Raw genomic sequence first — 20,907 nt, forward strand, 5'->3', positions numbered from 1 at the left:
CGGCCGCTCACCCCAGCAGCCGGTCCACCAGTTCGATCCAGTGCTGCACCGGCGTGTCGGTGCCGCTCTGCAGGTGCGTGATGCAGCCGATGTTGGCCGACACGATGGCGTCCGGCTTCGAGGCCTGCAGGTTGGCGAGCTTGTCGTCGCGCAGGCGCTGGGACAGCGCCGGCTGCAGCACCGAGTAGGTACCGGCCGAGCCGCAGCACAGGTGGCTGTCGGCGCAGAGCTTGACCTCCACGCCCAGCGCGGTCAGCAGCGCCTCCACGCGGCCGCGGATCTGCTGGCCGTGCTGCAGGGTGCAGGGCGGGTGGTAGGCCACGCGCTGGCCGTCGCCGGCGCGCGGCGCGGCGCTGGCCATGTCCTGCAGGTTGTCGGCGAAGTCCGGCAGCAGCTCGCACAGGTCGCGCGTGAGCGCCGAGATGCGGTGCGCGCGTTCGGCGTAGCGCGCGTCGTTGCGCAGCAGGTGGCCGTATTCCTTGACCATCACGCCGCAGCCCGAGGAGGTCATCACGATGGCCTCGGCGCCGGCTTCCACCAGCGGCCACCAGGCGTCGATGTTGCGGCGCGCATTGTCGAGGCCGCCGTCGTGGTCGCCGGTGTGGTGGCGCACCGCGCCGCAGCAGCCGGCCTCGCGCGCCACCAGCAGCTGCACGCCGAGGCGGTCGAACACGCGCGCGGTGGCGGCGTTGATGTTGGGCGACATCGAAGGCTGCACGCAGCCGTCGAGCAGCACCATCTTGCGCGCGTGGGCGTTGCGCGGCCACGCGCCGGCGGCGGTCGGCTTCGGCACCTTGTTGCGCAGCGCCTGCGGCAGCAGCGGGCGCACGCGCTGGCCCAGGCGCATGGCCGGGCCGAACAGCGCCGGGCGCGTGATGCCTTCGCGCAGGGCCCAGCGCGCGAAGCGCTCGCCGGCCGGGCGCTGCACGCCCTGGGCCGCCAGGCGCTCGTCCACCACCTTGCGGCCGATGTCCACCAGGCGGCCGTAGCGCACGCCCGAGGGGCAGGTCGATTCGCAGTTGCGGCAGGTCAGGCAGCGGTCCAGGTGCAGGCGCGTGCTTTCGGTGACGGGCTGGCCTTCGAACACCTGCTTCATCAGGTAGATGCGCCCGCGCGGGCCGTCCAGCTCGTCGCCGAGCAACTGGTAGGTGGGGCAGGTGGCGGTGCAGAAGCCGCAGTGCACGCACTTGCCGACGATGGACTTGGCCTCTTCGCCTTCGGGCGTGCCGCGCAGGAACTCGGCCAGGGTGGTTTGCATGGTGGGGGACTCTCCGGTGCCTTTGCTCGGGATGCTGGGGAATGGGTTGCCTGGCGCGCGGCTCAGAAGCCGGCGTACATGCGCCGCGGGTTGAAGATGCCGGCGGGGTCGAAGCTGGCCTTGAGGCGCTGGTGGATCGCCTCCAGCGGCGCGGCCAGCGGTGTGAACACGCCGGCGGCCTTGTCGCCGTTGCGGAACAGCGTGGCGTGGCCGCCCGCGGCGGCGGCGGCCGCGCGCACGGCGGCGGCATCGGCGGCGCTGTCGGCGCCGCCCAGCCACCAGCGCTGGCCGCCGCCCCATTCGATCAACTGGCCGCCCGGCAGCGCCAGCGGCGCGGCGGTGGTGGGCACGGCGACGCGCCACAGCGCGCGGCCCGCCTGCACCGGGGCGAAGAACGGGTGCTGCTGCTCGCGCAGCGCCTGCCACAGCGCGCCGGCCTGGTCCGGCGCCACGGCCTCGCCGCCCAGGCGCTCGCGCGCGGCGCGCACCGCGGCGGCCGCGCCCGACAGGCGCAGGTGCAGCGTGCCGTCGTGCCAGGCCGAGGCGGCCACCGGCAGCGGCTGGCCGCCCCACTGGTTGAGGCGCTCGAGCGCCTCGGCCTCGCCCAGCGCGAAGCGCAGCGTGGCCTCGTCGAACGGCACCGGCAGCACCTTGAGCGAGACTTCCAGGATCAGCCCCAGCGTGCCCAGCGAGCCGGCCATCAGGCGCGAGACGTCGTAGCCCGCCACGTTCTTCATGACCTGGCCGCCGAAGCCGAGGATGTCGCCGCGGCCGTCCATCACCTGCACGCCGAGCACGAAGTCGCGCAGCGCGCCCACGGCCTGCCGGCGCGGGCCGGACAGGCCCGCCGCGACCGCGCCGCCGAGCGTGGCGCCGGCGCCGAAATGCGGCGGCTCGAAGGCCAGCATCTGGCGGCGCTCGGCCAGCGCCGCCTCGATCTCGGCCAGCGGCGTGCCGCAGCGCGCGGTGATCACCAGCTCGGGCGGGTCGTAGTCGACGATGCCGCTGTAGCCGCGCGTGTCGAGCACCTCGCCCTGCAATTGCTGGCCGTAGAAATCCTTGCTGCCGCCGCCGCGCAGGCGCAGCGGCGTGCGCGCGTCCGTGGCGCGCCGGATGGTGTCGCGGAAGGCGTCGAGGGTGGCTTGCTGGTCGGCTGGCATGGGTGCTGGCTGGTTCTGGTTGTGTGGGTTTTGTGGGCGAGGGCGGGTCAGCCTGGCGGTGTCCTGGCGGCGGGCGCGGGTTTGCCGCCACCCGCGTTTTCGTCTTGCCTGTCGCGCTCGTCGCGCTCGTCGTGGTCTTCCCGGTACGGCGGCAGCGCGCTGCCGCAGTGCTTGCAGTAGGCCGCGTCGGGGTCGTGCCCCTCGCTCAGGCAGTGCGTGCAGGTGCGCGTGGTCAGCGGCCGCTTCAGGATGCTGGCGGCCAGCTCGGCGCCGACGATGCCGGTCGGGAAGGCGATGATGCCGTAGCCCAGCAGGATGGTCAGCGAGGTGATGAACTGCCCCAGCGGCGTCTTCGGCACCATGTCGCCGAAGCCGGTCGTGGTCAGCGTCACCACCGCCCAGTACATGCTCACCGGGATGCTGGTGAAGCCGTGCTGCGGGCCTTCCACCACGTACATCACGGTGCCCAGGATCACGGTGATGATGAACACCGTGGCAAGGAACACGAAGATCTTGCGCCGGCTGTTGGCCAGCGCGCGGTACAGGATCTGCGCCTCCTCGAAGTACACCGTCAGCTTGAGGATCCGGAACACGCGCAGCAGCCGCAGCAGGCGCACGTCGATCAGGAAGGCCAGTTCCGGCACGAAGAAGGCCAGCCAGGTCGGGATGATCGACAGGAAGTCCACCACGCCGAAGAAGCTGAACACATAGCGCAGCGGGCGGCGCACCACCAGGATGCGCATCACGTACTCGGCCGTGAACACCAGCGTGAACAGCCACTCCGCCGCCGTGAACGCGGTGCCCAGGCGCTGGCTGACCGCCGGCAGGCTGTCGAACACCACCACCAGCACGCTGGCCACGATGCACAGCAGCAGCGCGATGTCGAACAGCCGCCCGGCGTGCGTGTCGGCCTCGAAGATGATGGTGTACCAGCGCTCGCGCCAGCCCGACTCGGGCTTGCCCAGGCGCTGGCGCACCTGCGCGGTGAGTCGCTGCTGGCCGCGCGCGGCGGCTTTGTGGCCCGCCATGTTCAGAAGCGCGGCAGGTCGGGATGCGGCAGCAGGCCGCGCTTGACGTGCATGCGGCCGTATTCCGCGCAGCGTGCCAGCGTGGGGATGGCCTTGTCCGGGTTGAGCAGGCGCGCCGGGTCGAAGGCCGCCTTGACGGCGAAGAACATCTCGCGCTCCTCGGGCGAGAACTGCACGCACATCGAGTTGAGCTTCTCCACGCCCACGCCGTGCTCGCCGGTGACGGTGCCGCCCAGCTCCACGCAGCTCTCGAGGATGTCCGAGCCGAACAGCTCGGCGCGGTGCCACTGGTCCTGGTCGGCGCCGTCGAACAGGATCAGCGGGTGCATGTTGCCGTCGCCGGCATGGAACACGTTCATGCAGCGCAGCCCGTACTTGCGCTCCATTTCCTCGATGCGCGTGAGCAGCGTGCCGATGTGCTTGCGCGGGATGGTGCCGTCCATGCAGTAGTAGTCCGGCGAGATGCGGCCGGCCGCGGGGAAGGCGTTCTTGCGCCCGCTCCAGAAGCGCAGCCGCTCCGACTCGCTCTGCGACACGGCGATGCGCGTGGCGCCCGAGGCGCGCAGCACCTCGCTCATGCGCTCGATCTCCTCGGCCACTTCCTCGGTGGTGCCGTCGGACTCGCACAGCAGGATGGCGGCGGCGTCGAGGTCGTAGCCGGCGCGCACGAATTCTTCCACGGCCGCGGTGGCGGGCTTGTCCATCATCTCCAGCCCGGCCGGGATGATGCCCGCGCCGATCACGTCGGCCACCGCGTTGCCGCCCTTGGCCACGTCGTCGAAGCTGGCCATGATGACCTGTGCCAGTTGCGGCTTGGGGATCAGCTTGACGGTCACTTCGGTGACGACCGCCAGCATGCCCTCCGAGCCGATCATCGCGGCCAGCAGGTCCAGCCCGGGCGCGTCGGGCGCCTCGGAGCCGAACTCCACCACCTCGCCGGCCATCGTGACCGCGCGCACGCGCAGCACGTTGTGCACCGTGAGGCCGTACTTGAGGCAATGCACGCCGCCCGAGTTCTCGCTGACGTTGCCGCCGATGGTGCAGGCGATCTGCGAGGACGGGTCGGGTGCGTAATAGAGGCCGTGGGGCGCGGCGGCCTCGGAGATGGCCAGGTTGCGCACGCCCGGCTGGACCACCGCCGTGCGCGCGCGCGCATCCACGCCGACGATGCGCTTGAACTTGGCCAGCGACAGCACCAGCCCGGTGGCGATCGGCATGGCGCCGCCGGACAGGCTGGTGCCCGCGCCGCGCGGCACCACCGGCACCTGCAGCGCATGGCACAGGCGCAGGATGGCGCAGACCTGTTCTTCGCTGTCGGGCAGCACCACGGCCACCGGCAACTGGCGGTAGGCGGCCAGGCCATCGCATTCGTAGGGCGCGGTGTCCTCGGGCTTCCACAACAGGGCCGCATCGGGCAGGATTTTCGCCAGGCCTTCGAGCAGCGCCGCGCGGCGGCTGTCGTCGGTGACCAGGGAGACTTCGTGCGGGGCGTTCATGACAACTCCTGTAGTGGCCGCGGGCGCGGCGCGGGGCGCGAGCGGGTGGGGAGCAAGGACTATAGCGCAGCCGCGCCGCCGCGCAGCATGGCGGCGACGTGAATTCCGCATGGCAGGCCGATCAAAATCGCTCATGCCGGCGGCGCGCCGGAACCTGGCAGGGCCCGGCGCGGGCGCCGCGCGATTTCAGCTTAGCACCGGCAGCGGGCGCCGGCTGCCATGCCGGCGGCCATGTCGGTGGCCACCGCCGGCGGCTCTCCGGCGCCACATCCCGGCGCCCCGCCCCGGCATGGCCGGCTACGCCGCTACCACTCCAGCCCCAGCAGCCAGTCGACGAAATAGCGCGCCTCGGGCTTGAGCGGCGCCTGCTCGCGCTCGACGATGTAGTAGCCGTGCGGCGAGACCGATTCGATGTCGAGCAGGCGCACCATCTGGCCCAGCGCCAGCCAGTGGCGGGCCATGCGCTGGCGCACCAGCGCCACGCCCTGGTTGGAGGCGATGGCCTCCAGCATCAGGCCGATGTCGTTGAACTGCGGGCCGGTCTGCGGCTCGGGCCAGTCCAGCCCGGCGGTCTCGAACCACGGCTTCCACGGCTCCAGCGGGCTGCGCAGCAGCACCAGGTTGTGCAGGTGCTCGGGCCGCGTGACCGAGCGGCCGTCGATGTGCTCGTAGTATTCGCGCCCGCAGGCCGGGAACACCGGCTCGACCAGCAGCCTGGTGGTCTTCAGGTCCGGGTAGCGGCCGGTGCCGTAGCGGATCTCCACGTCGGTGTCCTCGGCCTTCACGTCGAGGAACGGGATGGCCAGGTGCAGCTCGGTGTCGATGTGCGGGTACAGCGCGGTGAACTCGGGCAGGCGCGGCACCAGGTGCTGGCGGCCGAAGGTGGGCGGGATCGCCACGCGCAGGCGCGTGCGCTGCTTGTTGTACTCGGGCCGCGCCAGCTCGTTGAGGGACTTGAGCGCGTCCTGCACGTTGCGCAGGTAGCGCGTGCCGGCGGCGGTCAGCCGCAGCGCGGCGTTGGAGCGCACGAACAGGTCCTCGCCCCACAGCTCCTCGAGGTTCTTGATGCGGTGCGACACGGCGCTGGGCGTGACCGACAGCTCCTCCGCCGCGCGCGCGAAGCTGCCCAGGCGGGCGGCGGCCTCGAACGCGATCAGCAGGTGCAGCGGCGGGACGCGGTTGAACACGGCGGCCATGCGCGGCCCCTAGCGCGTCGCGCGGAAGATCTTGCCCGGGTTGAGGATGTGGTTGGGATCGAGCGCGTTCTTGATGGCGCGCATCAGGTCCAGCGCATCCTCGCCGTGCTCGCTGACCAGGAAGTCCATCTTGTGCAGGCCCACGCCGTGCTCGCCGGTGCAGGTGCCGCCCAGGGCCAGCGCGCGCTCGACGATGCGCCGGTTGATGGTCTCGGCCTCGGCCAGCTCCTCGGGCCTGGCCGGGTCGGTCAGGATCGCCACGTGGAAGTTGCCGTCGCCGACGTGGCCGACGATCGGGCAGGGCAGCGTGGAGGCGGCGAGGTCGCGCTCGGTCTCGCTCACGCACTCGGCCAGCCGCGAGATCGGCACGCACACGTCGGTGGTGACGGCGCGGCAGCCCGGCTTGAGCTGGAGCATGGCGAAGTAGGCGGTATGGCGCGCGTTCCACAGGCGGCTGCGGTCTTCCGGCCGGGTGGCCCACTCGAAGCCCTGGCCGCCGTGCTCGGCGGCGATCTGCTGCACGGTCTCGGCCTGCTCCCTGACGCCGGCTTCGGTGCCGTGGAACTCGAAGAACAGGTGCGGCATCTCCGGCATGGACAGGTTGTCGTGCCGGTTGATGGCGCGGATGGCCAGCGCGTCGACGAACTCCACGCGCGCCACCGGCACGCCGAGCTGGATGGTGTCGATCACCGCCCGCACCGCGCTGCCCATGCTGGGGAACGCGCAGATGGCGGCGGAGATGGCCTCGGGCTGCGGGTAGAGCCGCACCGTGACCTCGGTGATGATGCCCAGCGTGCCTTCGCTGCCGATCATCAGGCGGGTCAGGTCGTAGCCGGCGGACGACTTGCGCGCGTGCGTGCCGGTCTTGACGATGCGGCCGTCGGCCATGACCACGGTCAGCGCCAGCACGTTCTCGCGCATGGTGCCGTAGCGCACCGCGTTGGTCCCGGAGGCGCGCGTGGCGCACATGCCGCCCAGCGAGGCGTCGGCGCCCGGATCGATCGGGAAGAACAGGCCGCTGTCCTTGATTTCCTGGTTGAGCTGCTTGCGGGTCACGCCCGGCTGCACGGTCACGTTCAGGTCCTCGGCCTGCACCGACAGCACGCGGTTCATCTGCGACAGGTCGAGGCTGATGCCGCCGGCCACCGCCAGCAGGTGGCCCTCGAGCGAGGAGCCGGCGCCGTAGGGGATCAGCGGCACGCGGTGCGCGTTGCACAGGCGCGCCACCTCGGCCACTTCCTCGGTGCTGTGGGCGAACACCACGCCGTCCGGCGCGGCCGGCGGGAACGGCGACTCGTCGCGCCCGTGGTGCTCGCACACGCCGGCGGAGGTGGAGAAGCGCTCGCCGAAACGGGCCTGCAGGGCCTCGCGCACGGCGGCCGGCAGCGGCTGGCGCGCCAGCGCCGCGTGGGGGGTGGGATGGTTCATGGTGTCTCCGGCGGGACTGCGGCGGCAGGCTGCCGCGCGGCGCTGCCCGGGAGCGGGCGGCGCGCGTCGGTGCCGGCACTGGTGCCCGCTGGCGTCGCGGGCGAATCCCGCTATTCTACGCCGCGCCTGTCCGCCACAGCACATCGGGCGCCGGCGCCCGGCATGCGCGCGACCGCCGCCGCCGCGGCGCCGATGGGCGCCATAATGCGGGATTGCCACCGCAGGAGACCCGCATGGGCAACCGCCTGACCAAGATCGCCACCCGCACCGGGGACGGCGGCACCACCGGCCTCGGCGACGGCAGCCGCACCGGCAAGGACAGCCTGCGCATCGCCGCCATCGGCGACGTCGACGAGCTCAATTCCCATCTCGGCGTGCTGCTGGCCGAAACGCTGCCCGACGAGGTGCGCGCGGCGCTGCTGCACATCCAGCACGACCTGTTCGACCTCGGCGGCGAGCTGTCCATCCCCGGCTACGTGCTGGTCAAGCCGGAACAGGTGCTGCAACTGGACGACTGGCTGGCGCACTACAACGCCGGCCTGCCGCGCCTGGCCGAGTTCATCCTGCCCGGCGGCAGCCGCGCCGCGGCGGTGGCGCACGTCTGCCGCACGGTGTGCCGGCGCGCCGAGCGGGCGCTGGTGGCGCTGGGCGGGCAGGAGGCGCTCAACGAGGCGCCGCGCCAGTACCTGAACCGGCTCTCCGACCTGCTGTTCGTGCTGGCGCGCGTGCTGAACCGCGCCGGCGGCGGCGGCGACGTGCTGTGGCAGCGCGGCCGTGCCGCGGAAAGTGACAAATAAGGCACAAAAAACGGGCCGGCGCCCGCCGGCGCCCGCCGGCGCGCGGGCCGCCCCGCCGGCCGGCCGCCGTCCTGCCGCGATGCGCCCGGAAAAACCGAGAAAATTACTCGGAATTGCGCGTCCGGCCCTTGAAATGGCCCCGGACGGCCACATTTCCGACTCCAGGACGAATTGCAGCGCCCGCGGATAGCGGGGCTCAAGAGGAGAGAATAAATGGGTAAGATCATCGGTATCGACCTCGGTACCACCAATAGCTGTGTCGCGATCATGGAAGGCAATACGCCCAAGGTGATCGAAAACGCCGAAGGCACCCGCACCACCCCGTCGATCATCGCCTACATGGAAGATGGCGAGATCCTGGTGGGCGCGCCGGCCAAGCGCCAGGCGGTGACCAATCCGCGCAACACCCTGTACGCGGTGAAGCGCCTGATCGGCCGCAAGTTCGAAGAAAAGGAAGTGCAGAAGGACATCGGCCTGATGCCGTACTCCATCGTCAAGGCTGACAACGGCGACGCATGGGTGTCGGTGCGCGACCAGAAGCTGGCGCCGCCGCAGGTGTCCGCCGAAGTGCTGCGCAAGATGAAGAAGACGGCCGAGGACTACCTCGGCGAGCCGGTGACCGAAGCCGTGATCACCGTGCCGGCCTACTTCAACGACTCGCAGCGCCAGGCCACCAAGGACGCCGGCCGCATCGCCGGCCTCGACGTCAAGCGCATCATCAACGAGCCGACCGCGGCCGCGCTGGCGTTCGGCCTCGACAAGAACGAGAAGGGCGATCGCAAGATCGCCGTGTATGACCTCGGCGGCGGCACCTTCGACATCTCGATCATCGAGATCGCGGACGTGGACGGCGAGAAGCAGTTCGAAGTGCTGTCGACCAACGGCGACACCTTCCTGGGCGGCGAAGACTTCGACCAGCGCATCATCGACTACATCATCAGCGAGTTCAAGAAGGACCAGGGCGTCGACCTGTCCAAGGACGTGCTCGCGCTGCAGCGCCTGAAGGAAGCCGCGGAAAAGGCCAAGATCGAACTGTCGAGTTCGCAGCAGACCGAGATCAACCTGCCGTACATCACGGCGGACGCCTCGGGCCCGAAGCACTTGAACCTGAAGATGACGCGCGCCAAGCTCGAAGCGCTGGTGGAAGAGCTGATCACCCGCACCATCGAGCCGTGCCGCATCGCGATCAAGGATGCCGGCGTCAAGGTCAGCGAGATCGACGACGTGATCCTGGTCGGCGGCATGACCCGCATGCCCAAGGTGCAGGAGCAGGTCAAGGAGTTCTTCGGCAAGGAAGCGCGCAAGGACGTGAACCCTGACGAAGCCGTGGCCGTGGGCGCCGCGATCCAGGGCTCGGTGCTGTCGGGCGACCGCAAGGACGTGCTGCTGCTGGACGTGACGCCGCTGTCGCTGGGCATCGAGACCCTGGGCGGCGTGATGACCAAGATGATCACCAAGAACACCACCATCCCGACCAAGCATGCGCAGGTGTTCTCGACCGCCGACGACAACCAGCCGGCCGTGACCATCAAGGTGTTCCAGGGCGAGCGCGAAATGGCCACCGGCAACAAGCTGCTGGGCGAGTTCAACCTCGAGGGCATCGCCCCGGCGCCGCGCGGCCTGCCGCAGATCGAAGTGTCGTTCGACATCGACGCCAACGGCATCCTGCACGTGGGCGCCAAGGACAAGGCGACCGGCAAGGAAAACCGCATCACCATCAAGGCGAACTCGGGCCTGTCGGAAGACGAGATCCAGCGCATGGTGAAGGACGCCGAGGCCAACGCCGAGGAAGACAAGAAGGCCCGCGAGCTGGCTGACGCCCGCAACCAGGCCGACGCGCTGATCCACTCGACCAAGAAGGCGGTCGCCGAATACGGCGACAAGCTCGAGGCGGGCGAGAAGGAAAAGATCGAAGCCGCGATCAAGGAACTGGAAGACGCCGCGCGCGGCGGCGACAAGGCCGAGATCGACGCCAAGGTCAATGCGCTGTCCGAGGCCAGCCAGAAGCTGGGCGAGCGCGTCTACGCCGACATGCAGGCCAAGTCCGGCGAAGCGGGCGGCGCGGGCGCGGCCGGTGCCGCGGGCGCGGGTGCCGGCCAGCACCAGCAGGCCCAGCCGCAGGACGACAACGTCGTGGACGCCGAATTCAAGGAAGTCAACGACAAGAAGTAATGGATGAGCTGGGGAGGGGCGCGGTGCGCGGCACCGCCGCCAGCCCCTGTCCCCACGCCGGGCGACGGACATCGGACCAAGCGGATTACCGCCGTCGGATGCCGCGCTCGGCTTTTTTGCTATTTTCTTTGCTATTTGCCCGGGCGGGTCTCACACGCGCCGCGGGGCCAATCAGGTAATCAGCCACCATGGCAAAACGTGACTACTACGAAGTGCTCGGGGTGGGCAAGAACGCCAGCGACGACGATATCAAGAAGGCGTATCGCAAGCTGGCGATGAAGCACCACCCGGACCGCAATCCGGACAGCAAGGATTCGGAGGAGAAATTCAAGGAGGTCAAGGAGGCCTACGAGATGCTCTCCGACCCCGAGAAGAAGGCGGCCTACGACCAGTACGGCCACGCCGGCGTCGACCCCAACATGGCGGGCGGCTTCGGCGGCGGCGGCCAGGGCTACGGCGGTTTCGCCGAGGCCTTCGGCGACATCTTCGGCGACATCTTCGGCCAGCAGGGCCAGGGCGCCGGGCGCCGCAGCGGCGGCGGCCCGCAGGTGTACCGCGGCGCCGACCTGCGCTACAGCATGGAGATCTCGCTCGAGCAGGCCGCGCACGGCCACGAGGCGCAGATCCGCGTGCCGCACTGGGACGAGTGCGAGCACTGCCACGGCAACGGCGCCGAGCCCGGTACCAACGTCGAGACCTGCCCGACCTGCCACGGCGCGGGCCAGGTGCGCGTGTCGCAGGGCTTCTTCTCGATGCAGCAGACCTGCCCGAAGTGCCACGGCACCGGCAAGCATATCCCCAAGCCGTGCACCAAGTGCCACGGCCAGGGCAAGATCAAGTCGCAGAAGACGCTGGAAGTGAAGATCCCCGCCGGCATCGACGAGGGCATGCGCATCCGCTCCTCGGGCAACGGCGAGCCGGGCATCAACGGCGGCCCCCCGGGCGATCTGTACGTGGAAGTGCACATCCGCCCGCACGCGGTGTTCGAGCGCGACGGCGACGACCTGCACTGCCAGATGCCGATCTCGTTCGCCACCGCGGCGCTGGGCGGCGACCTGGAAGTGCCCACGTTGGGCGGCAAGGCCAGCTTCCCGGTGCCCGAAGGCACCCAGGCCGGCAAGACCTTCCGCCTGCGCGGCAAGGGCATCAAGGGCGTGCGCTCGGGTTATCCGGGCGACCTCTACGTGCACGTGAACGTGGAAACGCCGGTCAAGCTGACCGAGGCGCAGAAGGACATCCTGCGCCAGTTCGACCGCTCGGTGCACGAGGGCGGCTCGCGCCACAGCCCGCAGGAGCAATCCTGGCTGGACAAGGTGAAGAGCTTCTTCAGCTGAGCCGGTTCGGCTCGCGGCGAGTGGCCGGCCACGCTTGACGGCGTGGCCGGCTTTTTTTTTGGGGGGGCTGGTGGCGGGTTTTGCCGCTGGCGGTTCCTGCGTGTGCAGCGCGCGATAATGCGATATCGCCGCGTTTCGCGGCCGCCCCAACCGACGCTGGTGATTTCCCCGTGGCAGTTCTTCCCGCTTCCCCCTCCGCTTCCCCTTCCGCTTCGCCCGAACCGTTCGTCCTGCTCGACGACGCCACCGCCGCGCCCGGCGAGGCGGTCTCGCGCCTGTACACCGGCTTCGTGCGCGAGGACGTGCTGCCCGGCGGCGCCGCGCTCGATGCGCTCGACGCCATGCTGGCCGAGGGCTGGCGCCAGGGCTGGCATGCCACGCTGTTCGCGCCCTACGAATTCGGCGGCCCGCTGCTCGGCGTGGCGGTGGCCGCGGACCAGGCGCTGCCGTTCCACGACGGCGCGCTGCGGCTGCTGTGGTTCCGGCGGATGCGCAGGCTGGACACGCGGGCGGTCGCGTCGTGGCTGGCCGGCGAACAGGGCGACGCGCCGGCCGGCGTGATGGAGATCGCTTCCGATACCACGGAGGCGGCCTTCCACGCGGCCATCGCCCGCATCCATGCGTGGATCGAGGCCGGCGACACCTACCAGGTCAATTTCACCCAGCGCCTGCGCTTCGGTGCGTTCGGCGCGCCGGCGGCGCTCTATGCGGCGCTGCGCGCGGCGCAGCCGGTGCCCTACGCCGTGCTGGCGCGCCTGCCCGGCGACGGCTGGGTGCTGTCGCTGTCGCCGGAGCTGTTCGTGCGTCATGACGGGCAAGGCCATCTGCTCACGCGGCCGATGAAGGGCACCGCGCCGCGCAGCGGCGACCCCGCGCGCGATGCCGCAGCCGCCGCGGCGCTGGCCGCCGACGCCAAGAACCGCGCCGAGAACGTGATGATCGTGGACCTGCTGCGCAACGACCTGGGCCGCGTGGCGGTGCCGGGCACGGTGGCGGTGCCGGCGCGCTTCGTGGTCGAGCCGTTCGGGCAGGTGCTGCAGATGACGTCCACCGTGACCGCCACCGCGCGTCCCGGCACGAGCCTGGCCGGGCTGCTGCGCGCGCTGTTCCCGTGCGGCTCGATCACCGGCGCGCCCAAGCGGCGCACGATGCAGATCATCGGCGAGCTGGAGCCGTCGCCGCGCGGGCTCTATACCGGCGCGATCGGCTGGATCGACGCGCCGGCGCCGGTGGCGTTCCCGGGCGCCTTCGCGCTGTCGGTGGCGATTCGCACGCTGGTGCTGGGCGCGCCGCGCGCCGACGGCCTGCGCGCGGGCGAGATGGGCGTGGGCGGCGGCATCGTCCACGACAGCGACGCGGCCGGCGAGTACGCCGAATGCGGCTGGAAGGCCCGCTTCCTGACCGCGCACGATCCGGGCTTCACGCTGTTCGAGACCCTGCGCGTGGAGGACGGCGCGTGTCCGCGGCTGGACGCGCACCTGGCGCGGCTGGCCGCGTCGGCCGCCTGCCTCGGTTTCGCTTTCGACGCCGCGCGCGCGCGCGCGGCGGCGCGCGCGGCCGCGGCCGGCCTGGGTGCCGGCGCGTGGCGCCTGCGGCTGGCGCTCGGCAAGGCCGGCGGCCTCGCCGTGACGCACGGCGCGCTGGCGCCGCTGGCCGCCGCGCCGGTCGCGGCGCTGCTGGCGCCGCAGCCGCTGCCGGACGCGGACCCGCTGCGCCGCCACAAGACCAGCGCGCGCGCCGTGTTCGACGCCGGCTGGCAGGCCGCCGAGCGCGCCGGCGCGTTCGACAGCCTGTTCTTCAACACGCGCGGCGAACTGCTCGAAGGCGGGCGCAGCTCGGTGTTCGTCAAGGTGGATGGCGAGTGGCTGACGCCGCCGCTGGCGGCGCACATCCTGCCCGGCGTGATGCGCGCGGCGGTGCTGGCCGACGGCGCGCGCTACCTGGGCGGGCCGGCGCGCGAGGCCGTGGTCACGCGCGCCATGCTGGCGCGCCGCGAGGCGCTGGCGCTGGCCAACGCGCTGCGCGGCGTGCTGCCGGCGATGCTGGCCGCCGGCTGAGGCAGGGTCAGGCGGGTCAGGCGGAGAAGGTGTGCTCCGCCGCCGGGAAGCTGCCGTCCTTCACGGCCGCCACGTAGGCGCGCACGGCGGCCTCGATCGACGCGGCGCCTTCCATGAAGTTGCGCACGAACTTGGCCTTGCGGCCCGGGTAGACGTTGATCATGTCCTGCAGCACCAGCACCTGGCCCGAGCAGTCCACGCCCGCGCCGATGCCGATGGTGGGAATCGTCAGCAGGCCCGTGACCACGCCCGCCAGCGCCGCCGGCACCGCTTCCATCACGATCAGCTGCGCGCCCGCGGCCTGCAGCGCGAGGGCGTCGCGCTTGAGCTGCGCGGCGCTCTCGTCGGTCTTGCCCTGCACCTTGAAGCCGCCCAGCGCATGCACCGACTGCGGCGTCAGGCCGATGTGCGCGCACACCGGGACGCTGCGCTCGACCAGGAACTGCACGGTCGGCGCGAGCCAGTCGCCGCCTTCGAGCTTGACCATCTGCGCGCCCGCGCGCATCAGCGTGGCGGCGCTGGCGAAGGCGGTCTCGGGCGTGGGGTAGGTGCCGAACGGCAGGTCCGCCACCAGCAGCGCGCTCTGGTTGCCGCGCGCCACGCACTCGGTGTGGTAGGCCATCTGTTCCAGCGTCACGGGCAGCGTGGTCTGCTGGCCCTGCATGACGTTGCCGAGGGAGTCGCCGACCAGCAGCACTTCGACGCCGCAGTAGTCGAGCAGCGCGGCGAAGCTGGAGTCGTAGGCGGTCAGCATGGCGATCTTTTCGCCGGCGGCGCGCATCGCCTGCAGCTTGGGAATGGTGACGGTCTTGCGGGAGGGATCGAGGAGGTAGCTCATGACGTTGGGCCGGTAGAGAGACGGGAGGCGGGCGGGCCGCTTCAGGCCATGCGGCGGGCCGTTGTCCCCTGCAATCCGCTTTGCCGCGGTGCGCGGCAGCGGCTGCTGTCGTTATGGTCGGGCTGGCAGGCGGGAACCTGTCAGGGCGCAGCGAGATTGAGAAAGGCCTTGCGGCCGCGCATGTCTTCGATGCGCGACAGTAGTGTACGGAAATCGCCGTCGTTGTCCACCGGGTTGAAGTGGGCGGTGTCGACGATCATCACCGGCGCCTCGTCGTAGCGGTGGAACAGCTCGCCGTAGGCGCCACACAGGCGCTCCAGGTAGGTGTCGTCGATGCTGGACTCGCCGGGCGCGTTGCGCCGCGCGATGCGCTCGCGCAGCAGCGCGGGCGAGGCCTGCAGCACGATCACCAGGTCCGTGCGCTGGCTCTGCGCGGGCAGGCGCGCGGCGAGGGCGTCGTACAGCGCCAGCTCGTCCTCGGGCAGCGTCAGGCCCGCGTAGAGCCGGTCGCGGGCATGGAGGAAATTGCCCACCATGCGCTGGCCGGCCAGCAGCGCCGCCTGCCACGCCTGCAACTGCTGCGCGCGCTGGTTCAGCAGCGACAGCTGCAGCGGCAGCGCGTAGCGCGCCGGCTCGCGGTAATAGCGGTCGAGGAAGGGATTGCCGCGGGCGCCGTCGAGCAGCTCGCCGGCGCGCAGGGTTTGCGCCAGGCGCTGCGCCAGCGCCGTCTTGCCGGCGCCGATGGGGCCTTCCACCACGATCCTGCGCAGATGTTCGAGCATGGGCGGGTCCGGTCGGCTAGGGGAGGCGGGCCGGGGAGCGCGACGTTTCCTGACGGCGCGCCCCGGGATGCCGCGCCGTCAGGAAGCGTCGCGCGCTTCCGTTTTCTGCCGCGTGCACTGGCAGAACGAGAATTTCTCGATGCGCTGCGTATTGACCGCCGGCAGGAAGTCGGCGGCCGGGCCGCGGCCCGGGATCACCAGCGCGGGGTCCAGCTCCAGCAGCGGCACCAGCGTGAAGGCGCGCTCGGCCACGCGCGCATGCGGCACCGTGAGATGCTCGTCGCCGTGGATCTCGTCGCCGAACAGCAGCAGGTCGAGGTCGAGCGTGCGCGGCGCGTTGCGGAACGGGCGCTCGCGGCCGAACTGGTCCTCGATGTGGTGGCAGATGCGCAATAGCTGGGCCGCGGTGAACGGGGTTTCCACCTTCACCACCGCGTTGAAGTAGTCGTCGCCGCCCGCGTCGACCGGGGCCGTGCGGTAAAGCGACGATCTCGCCAGCACCGTGATGCCGACCTGCTGGGCCAGGCACACGATGGCATCCTTGAGGGCCTGCCGGGCATCGCCCAGGTTGGCCCCGATGCCGATAAAGGCAACTGTCATTACGATTCCTCCGGCTGGACGCGTACCTTGCCGGCGTTCCGGTCTTCAGCCGAGCCGGCATCCTGGCTCGCGTCCATATCACTCCGGGAGGAAACTTTATCCGATTTCCGCGGACTGCGCCGACGGCGCTTCTTGCGTGCCGGGCCGCCGCTCTCGCTGCCGTCGCCGCCATCGCCGCCGTCCCAGTCGCCGGACGGTTCGCCGCCGTCGGGGCTGCCGCCACCGCTGCCGCCGCCACCGCCCTGCTTGCCGCCGCGCGGCGGGCGCACGGCGTCGATCAGGGCCTCGCGGCGCTCGCCGTCGGCGTTCTGGAAGTCCTGCCACCAGCGCGCCAGCTCGGCCGGCTGCTCGCCGGAGTCGCAGCGCAGCTGCAGGAAGTCGAAGCCGGCGCGAAAGCGCGGCGACTCGATCAGGCGGAACGGCATGCGGCCCACGCGCTTCTCGAAGCGCGGCTGCATGCCCCAGATGTCGCGCATGTCGGTGACGAAGCGGCGCTGGATGGCGAGCTGGCCGGTCTGGCGCTCGAGCACGTCGTCCATCGCCGTGTTGAGCGCGGCGATGGCGTGCTCGCCCTGCTCGCGCAGCGCGGTCCAGCGCTGCAGCACGTGGTGCCACAGCAGCGCGGCGAACAGGAAGCCCGGCGAGACCGGCTTGCCGACCTGCACGCGCTGGTCGGTGTTGTCGAGCGCCAACTGCACGAAGCGCTGGCCCATCGGCTGCTCGATCGCCACGTCCAGCAGCGGCAGCAGGCCCTTGTGCAGGCCAGCCTTGCGCAGCTCCTGCAGCGAGGCCCAGGCGTGGCCGGACATCAGCAGCTTGAGCATCTCGTCGAACAGGCGCGCGCTGGGCACGTTGTGGATCAGCGAGGCCAGGTCGGCGATCGGCTGGCGCGTGTCCTCGTCGATGCCGAAGCCGGTCTTGGCGGCGAAGCGCACCACGCGCAGCATGCGGATCGGGTCCTCGCGGTAGCGCGTGACCGGGTCGCCGATCATGCGCAGCGTGCGCGCGCGGATGTCTTCCATGCCGTGATGGTAGTCATACACCGTCTGCTCGGCCGGGTCGTAGTACATCGCGTTGATGGTGAAGTCGCGGCGTTCCGCGTCCTCCGCCTGCGAGCCCCACACGTTGTCGCGCAGCACGCGGCCCGAGGCGTCGATCGCGTGGGTCTTGCTGTCGAGCTCGGCGCGCTTGAGGCGGCGCCCCTCGGGCAGGGTCTCGCTGGCCACCGCGTCGACCAGCGCGCGGAAGGTGGAGACCTCGATGATCTCCTGCTCGCGCCCGCCGTAGAAGGTCACGTGCACGATCTGGAAGCGCCGGCCGATGATGCGCGAGCGGCGGAACAGCGCCTGCACCTGGTCGGGCGTGGCGTTGGTGGCGACATCGAAGTCCTTGGGCTTGATGCCCAGCAGCAGGTCGCGCACCGCGCCGCCCACGATGAAGGCCTGGTAGCCGGCCTGCTGCAGCGTGGAGGTGACCTTGATGGCGTTGCGCGAGATCAGCGACTGGTCGATCTGGTGCTCGTCGTGCGGCACGATGTGCGGCGTGCCGGCGCGGCCACGGCGTTTGACGGGGCGCTGCTGGGGGCCCGGCTTGCCGAGCAGCCGGTTGATTAGCTTCTTGATCACGTCAGAACAGATCCATGATGCGCCAGCCGGCCGCGGCGGCGTGGTGACGCAGGCGATCGTCCGGGTTGGCGGCGATCGGTTCGCTGACCTTTTCCAGTAGCGGCAGGTCGTTGGCCGAATCGCTGTAGAAGGTGGTGGTTTCGAAGGCATCCCACTGGGTGCCCATGCTCTTGAGCCAGGCTTCGACGCGGGCGATCTTGCCCTCGCGGAAGCTCGGCAGGCCCGCCACCTCGCCGGTGAAGGCGCCGTCCGGCTGCCCGTTGGCGGTGGCCGGCTCGGTGGCGATCAGGTGCTTGATGCCGAAGGCGGCGGTGATCGGCGCGGTGACGAAGCTGTTGGTGGCGGTGACCACCGCGCACAGGTCGCCGGCGTCGAGGTGCTTGTAGACCAGCGCGCGCGCCTGCGGCGTGATGACCGGATCGATCACTTCGCGCATGAACTGCTTGCGCCAGGTTTCGAGGCGGTCGCGCGGATTGGCCGCCAGCGGCGCCAGCGCGAAGCGCAGGAAGGCTTGTATATCCAGGGTGCCTGCCTTGTACTGCCCGTAGAACTCCTCGTTCTTGCGGCGGTAGGTTTCCTCGTCGACGACGCCCAGGCGCACGAGGAAGCGCCCCCATTCGTGGTCGCTGTCGGTCGGGAGCAGGGTATGGTCGAGGTCGAACAATGCCAGATTCATGGGCGGCGATTTTACATTAACGTGATTGTTGCCGGTTTCTTGGCGTCGCTGCGCCCCAACGCAGGCAAGCACGCGGCATGCCAGGGGCTGCGGGGGCGGTGCCGGCTGCGTGCGCTCACTCGCGCAGCTCCGCGAACATTTCCCGCAGCAGCGGCAGCGTGACGGCGCGCTTGCGCTCGAGCGAATAGGTGTCGAGCGCGTCCAGCAGCGCCATCAGGCTGGGCATGTCGCGGTAGTGGCGCGTAACCAGCCAGTGCGGGATCTCGGGCGAAAGCTGCAGGCCGCGCTCGCGCGCGGCCTGCACCAGCGCGGTCATCTTGTCTTCGTCCGACAGCGGCGCGAGCTGGTAGACCAGGCCCCAGCCCAGCCGCGTGCGCAGGTCCTCGCGCACCGGCATGGCCAGCGGCGCCACGCTGCCGGCCACCACCAGCGCGGTGCGCACGTGGGCGCGTACTTCGTTGTAGAGCGAGAACACGGCGATCTGGCGCGCTTCGTCGAGCAGTTCCACGTCGTCGACCGTGTAGAGCTGGCAGCTCGGATCGAAGATGAAGTCCGACAGCGCGTGGTGCGGGCTCAGGTAGCGGCAGCGGATGCCGGCCTGGTAGCCGCTCTCGCACACCGCGTGCAGCAGGTGGGTGCGGCCCGAGCCGGTCTCGCCCCACAGGTAGATCAGGCGGTCGGGCGCGCGCTCCTGCGCCACCGCCGGGGCCAGGTCGCGCAGGCGCTGCACCGGCTCGCGGTTGGCGGCCACGAAGAAATTCTCGAAGGTCGACGGCGGCGGGCTGCCAAGTTCAAGCGAAAGCTGCTTGGGGCGCGGATACATGGCTTTTCGGTTACCTGGGGTGAAGGCCTGCTGCCCTGTAAACGCGCCGCCCCGCGCCCGCGCCGACCGCGGCCGGCACGTGGGGGCGCCGGCCGCGGTCGGCAGCGGTGGCGTGCATCGGCAGTGAATGGGGGCAAGACTTCATGACGCGAAGAACCGGAAACTGGAAGGCGGCAGCCTGTATCCGTTAAAATTGCGATTCTACTGGACTCGCGGCCGCAAATCGCCGTCGTGAGCGCCGCATTCCTCACTTCATACCCCCAGGACGAGCAGGTTCTATGAGCGCATCCCCCACTTCCGGCCAGGCAGGCCTTTCCTACCGCGATGCCGGCGTCGATATCGATGCGGGCGACGCGCTTGTCGACCGCATCAAGCCGTTCGCCAAGCGCACCATGCGCGAGGGCGTGATGGCCGGCATCGGGGGCTTCGGCGCGCTGTTCGAATTGTCGAAGAAATACCAGGAGCCGGTGCTGGTGTCCGGCACCGACGGCGTGGGCACCAAGCTCAAGCTGGCCTTCCAGCTCAACCGCCACGACACCGTGGGCCAGGACCTGGTGGCCATGAGCGTCAACGACATCCTGGTGCAGGGCGCCGAGCCGCTGTTCTTCCTCGACTACTTCGCCTGCGGCAAGCTCGACGTGGAGACCGCCGCCACCGTGATCCAGGGCATCGCCCACGGCTGCGAACTGGCCGGCTGCGCGCTGATCGGCGGCGAGACCGCCGAGATGCCGAGCATGTACCCGGACGGCGAATACGATCTGGCCGGCTTCGCCGTCGGCGCGGTCGAGAAAAGCCGCATCATCGACGGCAGCACCATCGTGCCGGGCGACGTGGTGCTGGGCCTGGCCTCGTCGGGCGCGCACTCCAACGGCTACTCGCTGGTGCGCAAGATCATCGAGGTGGCCCGGCCCGACCTGAACGCCGATTTCCACGGCCAGCGCCTGCAGGACGCCATCATGGCGCCCACGCGCATCTACGTGAAGCCGCTGCTGTCGCTGATCGAGACCCTGCCGGTCAAGGGCATGGCCCACATCACCGGCGGCGGCCTGACCGAGAACGTGCCGCGCGTGCTGGCGCAGAACGTGACCGCCGTGCTCCAGCGCGACGCCTGGGCCCTGCCGCCGCTGTTCCAGTGGCTGCAGGCCCAGGGCAACGTGGCCGACGACGAAATGCACCGCGTGTTCAACTGCGGCATCGGCATGGTGGTGATCGTGGCGAAGGAAGACGCCGCGCGCGCCATCACCCATCTGCAGGCCGCCGGCGAAGCCGTGTGGCAGATCGGCGAGATCCGCGAGCGCGCCGAAGGCCAGGCGCAGACCGTGGTGGTCTGAGCGTTCCGGCTGTTCCCGTACGCTTGCCGAAGCCGCCAGATACGCCCACGCCGTCAGCGCTGGCCCAAGCAAGGTGTTCTCCCTCTCCCCTCACGGGGAGAGGGGCGGGGAGAGGGGCGGTTTGACCAGGAGCCACATCAAGCGGGGCCAGCGGTGTGGTCCAGCGTAGCGGCCAGGAACGAAGCCAATGGTGTTGTCCAGCACGGCAGCATTCCCGGCGCCGGCCCTCTCCCCCGGCCCCTCTCCCGCAAGCGGGAGAGGGGAGCAAACCGAGGGCAATGAACGACGCCGCCAGATGCGCCCACA

The 20,907-nt window shown here is 70.6% G+C and carries 17 protein-coding genes; 5 read left to right on the forward strand and 12 right to left on the reverse strand.

The features are described 5' to 3' along the window. Positions 1 to 7 precede the first annotated feature (7 nt). From glcF to KF708C_RS24275, 6 genes are all read right to left on the reverse strand, one after another. Positions 8 to 1,258 (reverse strand): glycolate oxidase subunit GlcF, encoded by a 1,251-nt coding sequence (gene glcF / locus KF708C_RS24250; protein WP_059413534.1) that lies wholly within the window; start codon positions 1,256 to 1,258, stop codon positions 8 to 10. Between the two features lie 62 nt (positions 1,259 to 1,320). Continuing rightward, positions 1,321 to 2,418, reverse strand: a complete 1,098-nt coding sequence (gene glcE, locus KF708C_RS24255) for a glycolate oxidase subunit GlcE (RefSeq protein ID WP_059413535.1) — start codon at positions 2,416 to 2,418, stop codon at positions 1,321 to 1,323. A gap of 47 nt (positions 2,419 to 2,465) precedes the next feature. Further along, complete coding sequence (locus tag KF708C_RS24260) at positions 2,466 to 3,446, reverse strand: ion transporter (RefSeq protein ID WP_059413536.1); 981 nt, start codon at positions 3,444 to 3,446, stop codon at positions 2,466 to 2,468. Positions 3,447 to 3,448: 2 nt separating this feature from the next. Beyond that, positions 3,449 to 4,942: an FAD-linked oxidase C-terminal domain-containing protein gene (locus KF708C_RS24265; protein ID WP_020204167.1), complete on the reverse strand. Its 1,494-nt coding sequence runs from the start codon at positions 4,940 to 4,942 to the stop codon at positions 3,449 to 3,451. A 305-nt stretch (positions 4,943 to 5,247) separates the two neighbouring features. After that, positions 5,248 to 6,138 (reverse strand): LysR substrate-binding domain-containing protein, encoded by an 891-nt coding sequence (locus KF708C_RS24270; protein ID WP_020204168.1) that lies wholly within the window; start codon positions 6,136 to 6,138, stop codon positions 5,248 to 5,250. A 9-nt stretch (positions 6,139 to 6,147) separates the two neighbouring features. Further along, on the reverse strand, positions 6,148 to 7,566 hold the full coding sequence (locus tag KF708C_RS24275) for an FAD-binding oxidoreductase (protein WP_059413537.1): 1,419 nt from the start codon (positions 7,564 to 7,566) through the stop codon (positions 6,148 to 6,150). Positions 7,567 to 7,799: 233 nt separating this feature from the next. Between KF708C_RS24275 and KF708C_RS24280 the strand changes: the two genes are divergently transcribed. The 4 genes from KF708C_RS24280 to KF708C_RS24295 all read left to right on the forward strand — a co-directional run bounded on the left by KF708C_RS24280 (position 7,800) and on the right by KF708C_RS24295 (position 13,926). Further along, complete coding sequence (locus KF708C_RS24280; protein ID WP_059413538.1) at positions 7,800 to 8,363, forward strand: cob(I)yrinic acid a,c-diamide adenosyltransferase; 564 nt, start codon at positions 7,800 to 7,802, stop codon at positions 8,361 to 8,363. Positions 8,364 to 8,576: 213 nt separating this feature from the next. Beyond that, entirely contained in the window at positions 8,577 to 10,535 is a 1,959-nt protein-coding gene (gene dnaK / locus KF708C_RS24285) for a molecular chaperone DnaK (protein ID WP_059413539.1), read from the forward strand. A gap of 188 nt (positions 10,536 to 10,723) precedes the next feature. Then, complete coding sequence (dnaJ, locus tag KF708C_RS24290) at positions 10,724 to 11,869, forward strand: molecular chaperone DnaJ (protein ID WP_020204173.1); 1,146 nt, start codon at positions 10,724 to 10,726, stop codon at positions 11,867 to 11,869. Positions 11,870 to 12,210: 341 nt separating this feature from the next. Then, a complete protein-coding gene (locus tag KF708C_RS24295) occupies positions 12,211 to 13,926 on the forward strand; it encodes a chorismate-binding protein (protein WP_231586570.1) in 1,716 nt (571 codons plus the stop codon). A 16-nt stretch (positions 13,927 to 13,942) separates the two neighbouring features. Here the strand turns inward: KF708C_RS24295 and panB are convergent, their stop codons facing one another. From panB to hda, 6 genes are all read right to left on the reverse strand, one after another. Further along, positions 13,943 to 14,764: a 3-methyl-2-oxobutanoate hydroxymethyltransferase gene (gene panB / locus KF708C_RS24300; protein WP_059413541.1), complete on the reverse strand. Its 822-nt coding sequence runs from the start codon at positions 14,762 to 14,764 to the stop codon at positions 13,943 to 13,945. A gap of 140 nt (positions 14,765 to 14,904) precedes the next feature. After that, positions 14,905 to 15,546: a deoxynucleoside kinase gene (locus KF708C_RS24305; protein WP_020201752.1), complete on the reverse strand. Its 642-nt coding sequence runs from the start codon at positions 15,544 to 15,546 to the stop codon at positions 14,905 to 14,907. Positions 15,547 to 15,624: 78 nt separating this feature from the next. Further along, positions 15,625 to 16,146, reverse strand: a complete 522-nt coding sequence (gene folK, locus KF708C_RS24310; RefSeq protein WP_020201751.1) for a 2-amino-4-hydroxy-6-hydroxymethyldihydropteridine diphosphokinase — start codon at positions 16,144 to 16,146, stop codon at positions 15,625 to 15,627. Continuing rightward, on the reverse strand, positions 16,146 to 17,771 hold the full coding sequence (gene pcnB / locus KF708C_RS24315; RefSeq protein WP_059413542.1) for a polynucleotide adenylyltransferase PcnB: 1,626 nt from the start codon (positions 17,769 to 17,771) through the stop codon (positions 16,146 to 16,148). Before pcnB ends, folK begins: the two co-directional genes overlap by 1 nt. A 1-nt stretch (position 17,772) precedes the next feature. Beyond that, positions 17,773 to 18,447, reverse strand: a complete 675-nt coding sequence (locus tag KF708C_RS24320) for an HAD family hydrolase (protein WP_029043330.1) — start codon at positions 18,445 to 18,447, stop codon at positions 17,773 to 17,775. A gap of 115 nt (positions 18,448 to 18,562) precedes the next feature. Next, positions 18,563 to 19,270 (reverse strand): DnaA regulatory inactivator Hda, encoded by a 708-nt coding sequence (gene hda / locus KF708C_RS24325; RefSeq protein WP_020201748.1) that lies wholly within the window; start codon positions 19,268 to 19,270, stop codon positions 18,563 to 18,565. A 278-nt stretch (positions 19,271 to 19,548) separates the two neighbouring features. Between hda and purM the strand changes: the two genes are divergently transcribed. After that, entirely contained in the window at positions 19,549 to 20,601 is a 1,053-nt protein-coding gene (gene purM, locus KF708C_RS24330) for a phosphoribosylformylglycinamidine cyclo-ligase (RefSeq protein ID WP_059413543.1), read from the forward strand. Positions 20,602 to 20,907: the final 306 nt, after the last annotated feature.

The organism is Cupriavidus basilensis, from assembly GCF_000876015.1.
In the GTDB taxonomy this organism is placed as follows: domain Bacteria; phylum Pseudomonadota; class Gammaproteobacteria; order Burkholderiales; family Burkholderiaceae; genus Cupriavidus; species Cupriavidus basilensis_B.

Excerpts from the sequence above, each read along its gene's own strand:
- glcF (WP_059413534.1), bottom strand. The coding sequence starts at position 1,258 with ATGCAAACCACCCTGGCCGAGTTCCTGCGCGGCACGCCCGAAGGCGAA.
- glcE (WP_059413535.1), bottom strand. The coding sequence starts at position 2,418 with ATGCCAGCCGACCAGCAAGCCACCCTCGACGCCTTCCGCGACACCATC.
- KF708C_RS24260 (WP_059413536.1), bottom strand. The coding sequence starts at position 3,446 with ATGGCGGGCCACAAAGCCGCCGCGCGCGGCCAGCAGCGACTCACCGCG.
- KF708C_RS24265 (WP_020204167.1), bottom strand. The coding sequence starts at position 4,942 with ATGAACGCCCCGCACGAAGTCTCCCTGGTCACCGACGACAGCCGCCGC.
- KF708C_RS24270 (WP_020204168.1), bottom strand. The coding sequence starts at position 6,138 with ATGGCCGCCGTGTTCAACCGCGTCCCGCCGCTGCACCTGCTGATCGCG.
- KF708C_RS24275 (WP_059413537.1), bottom strand. The coding sequence starts at position 7,566 with ATGAACCATCCCACCCCCCACGCGGCGCTGGCGCGCCAGCCGCTGCCG.
- KF708C_RS24280 (WP_059413538.1), top strand. The coding sequence starts at position 7,800 with ATGGGCAACCGCCTGACCAAGATCGCCACCCGCACCGGGGACGGCGGC.
- dnaK (WP_059413539.1), top strand. The coding sequence starts at position 8,577 with ATGGGTAAGATCATCGGTATCGACCTCGGTACCACCAATAGCTGTGTC.
- dnaJ (WP_020204173.1), top strand. The coding sequence starts at position 10,724 with ATGGCAAAACGTGACTACTACGAAGTGCTCGGGGTGGGCAAGAACGCC.
- KF708C_RS24295 (WP_231586570.1), top strand. The coding sequence starts at position 12,211 with ATGCTGGCCGAGGGCTGGCGCCAGGGCTGGCATGCCACGCTGTTCGCG.
- panB (WP_059413541.1), bottom strand. The coding sequence starts at position 14,764 with ATGAGCTACCTCCTCGATCCCTCCCGCAAGACCGTCACCATTCCCAAG.
- KF708C_RS24305 (WP_020201752.1), bottom strand. The coding sequence starts at position 15,546 with ATGCTCGAACATCTGCGCAGGATCGTGGTGGAAGGCCCCATCGGCGCC.
- folK (WP_020201751.1), bottom strand. The coding sequence starts at position 16,146 with ATGACAGTTGCCTTTATCGGCATCGGGGCCAACCTGGGCGATGCCCGG.
- KF708C_RS24320 (WP_029043330.1), bottom strand. The coding sequence starts at position 18,447 with ATGAATCTGGCATTGTTCGACCTCGACCATACCCTGCTCCCGACCGAC.
- hda (WP_020201748.1), bottom strand. The coding sequence starts at position 19,270 with ATGTATCCGCGCCCCAAGCAGCTTTCGCTTGAACTTGGCAGCCCGCCG.
- purM (WP_059413543.1), top strand. The coding sequence starts at position 19,549 with ATGAGCGCATCCCCCACTTCCGGCCAGGCAGGCCTTTCCTACCGCGAT.